The organism is Geobacillus sp. WSUCF-018B, from assembly GCF_002809985.1.
GTDB classification, from domain to species: Bacteria; Bacillota; Bacilli; order Bacillales; family Anoxybacillaceae; genus Geobacillus; species Geobacillus thermophilus.
The window spans coordinates 1-2,760 of the sequence record NZ_PIJF01000107.1; the positions used below are offsets into that span (position 1 = coordinate 1).

General features: G+C 45.7%; 4 protein-coding genes. 2 read left to right on the forward strand and 2 right to left on the reverse strand.

All coding sequences use genetic code 11. The features are described from left to right. The coding region (locus CV944_RS16615) for a transposase (RefSeq protein WP_145994846.1) at window positions 1-307 on the forward strand (307 nt) is incomplete at its 5' end. A gap of 9 nt (window positions 308-316) precedes the next feature. After that, a complete protein-coding gene (locus CV944_RS16620) occupies window positions 317-583 on the forward strand; it encodes a QcrA and Rieske domain-containing protein (RefSeq protein WP_255408641.1) in 267 nt (88 codons plus the stop codon). A 60-nt stretch (window positions 584-643) separates the two neighbouring features. Here CV944_RS16620 and CV944_RS16625 read toward each other — a convergent pair whose 3' ends face one another. Continuing rightward, entirely contained in the window at window positions 644-1,714 is a 1,071-nt protein-coding gene (locus CV944_RS16625; RefSeq protein WP_100664552.1) for a YncE family protein, read from the reverse strand. An 89-nt stretch (window positions 1,715-1,803) separates the two neighbouring features. Beyond that, window positions 1,804-2,532: an urease accessory protein UreH domain-containing protein gene (locus CV944_RS16630; protein WP_015863917.1), complete on the reverse strand. Its 729-nt coding sequence runs from the start codon at window positions 2,530-2,532 to the stop codon at window positions 1,804-1,806. Between the last annotated feature and the right edge of the window lie 228 nt (window positions 2,533-2,760).

The following is a 2,760-nucleotide window of genomic DNA, read 5'->3' on the forward strand; positions in this document are numbered from 1 at the left end:
GTACCAACAACGTTGGACCGTTGAAGTCTTTTTCCGCTGGGTAAAGCAATATCTGAATGTCCCAACCTTGTTTGGCACGACGGAAAATGCGGTATACAATCAGCTGTTTGCGGCGTTCATTGCGTATGTGTTGCTGCGATGGCTGTATGATCAAACCAAAAAACGGACGAACGTCTCTCTTTCCTTCATTTCGTTTGTTTGCCGTTTTTTCTCTGGGCAGCTTCCTATCGATTGGAAATCCGGGATGGCCGCTGCTTTGTTTGAGTATGCCCAAATTTATGGAAGGCGTATGTATAATTTTGGATAATCAACACTCGTGGTCTACATTAACAAAAATGAAGATGGTTCTTTACTCATTATGTCCCCGATTTGCACCCATCTAGGGTGTACCGTTGGAGATGCTGAGGAGAACATGCAGAAAACAGGCATCCGCTTCTTATGTCCGTGCCACGCGGGGCAATATGACGAATACGGTATCAATGTAGGGGGGCCACCGCCAAGACCGTTAGATACATTTGACGCTTATATTCAAGATGGCAATGTGTATATTGCCGTACTGAGCCCGAGGAAAAGGGAAAAATGAAAATCCGTTATTCCGCAGAAAAAACAGCAGGCTGGAACGTCCAACCTGCTACTTTTTCCTTTACGGCATGATGCTGATCCCGTTGGGCATTTCGCCTACTTGAACCGTTTGGATTGCTTTGTTTTGTTCTTGATCAATGACGCTCACGGTGTTGTCGAACATATTCGTAACGAAAACATACTTGCCATCCGGGCTTGTGACGACCCCATGCGCTCCGTTTCCTGTTTCAATTGTGGCCACGACTTGTTTCGTTTTTAAGTTTATCTTGCTTACAGAATGAGAGGGCGCCTCTTTCGTCCCTTGATTGGCGACATAAGCAAACGTATCGTCAGGCGACACGTACACTTGGGCTGGCCCTTGCCCGACAGGGATTTTTTCCACTTTCCCGCTTGTTACGTCAACAATGGCCAAGGCATTTTCAGCATTCAACGTTACGACTAACGTTTTGCCGTCCGAAGTAATGCCGGTTGTGACAGGGATGGATCCGACTGTGATTTTCTTTTCTTCTTTCATTGTTTGCAAGTTGAGAACACTGACGCTGTCTTCCCCCATGTTGGCGACATACGCGTATTGGCTGTCTTTGGAAATGCGAAACCCGTGCGGGCCTTTTCCGGTTGGAATGGTTTCAATGACTGAATAGCTCGCGAGATCAATAACGGAAACGTTATTGTCTTCATTATTGGTCACAAGGGCGTATTTGCCGTTTTCAGTAAACACGATATGGGCGGGATGGTGTCCCACTTCCACTTTTTTGATTAATTCATTCGTTTCCGTATCATAAAACAACGCCATTCCTTTCATATCCATTGACTGGTCATGCCCGTGTTGCATGGCCGGAACTAACGTAGCGCCGATAATAGCTCCGTCGGGAGAAACTTGGACGTTATGGACCGCGCCGTCGACTTTGATCGTTCCGACCACTTTGTTTGTTCTCGCATCAATTTTTGAAATGCTTCCGCCCTCGTTGGCAGTAAAGTAGAATTTGTTCGTTTCTTGTGTTTGTTCAAGGGCGGCTGGTTGCCCATTTTTCTCTGGTTCGGTTTTGTCTTGAGGGGAATTGGCTGCGCACCCCCCGAGAACAAACGCCAACATCGCCAATAACGATAACCATACAATCGCGGTTTTGCGCATGAGCGGTTTCCTCCTTTTGCTTTAGAAAGCTGGTGATTTAGTGAAGAAGGTTGATGGCCCACCTATTTTTCAATTCTTTCGGACGGATGTTAGAACCAATAAGTGATGGTATCGAACACGCCAAGCAATACCATCACAATTCCAGCGGTTTGCTGAATGAGCTTCCCTACCCGTCTTCCTTTTTTCATGACAGCACCGCTCAATCCTAAGTACCAAAGGATGAGGATGAAGAAAATAACCGGTACAGAAGTTCCGACGGCAAAGACGCTCGGCAACAACACTCCATAAGACGTTGAGTATACGAGAGGCATTAGAGTAACAAAAAATAAAACAAACATCGTTGGACAAAAAGCCAACGAAAAGCCAAATCCCATGAAAAACGAACCGATTTTTCCTTTTACCCATCTCTCCGGCACTCTGAACAAAGTGACATTCCAATACATTTTAAAAAGCCCTAACAAATACAAGCCTACGAGAACAAGAATCGGGCCAATCAGCTTTCTTAACCATGGAAAGTATAGTGTCAGTGTACTTTGAATCTCCTTCCCCATCAACCAGACGATCAAGCCTAACCCGGAAAAAGCGATGACCTTTCCGAAAATAAATAAAAGCAGTTCTTTCCAAGCGATCCCCTTTTGCAGAGATTGGTTGCTGTACAACGTGATTGCTCCTAAGTTGCTAGTCAGCTGGCACGGAGCCATCGCTCCGACGATGCCAAGAAGAAACGCTGACAAAACAGGAAGCGCTGTTGTGCTGTTGGCCATATTCAGAAACGGCTGGCTCAGCAGGTTGCTGATTTGGCTTAGGAATGAATACACTCTTCTTCTCACCCTCTCCATCCGTTACTTATATTGTAGCAGTGAATTTTGCAAAAATTATGGAGCGATATATTTTTAGGCAAACAAAAAGACATGCGCCCGCATGTCCCTATATTTCCCCTTCTGATGCTATATACATGCAACATGAAGAGTTAACTTCTCAGTCATCCTGCACACCCTAAGCGCTGCAGCACTTCCTCCGGACGTTCGTGGATGTAGTTGACAAAC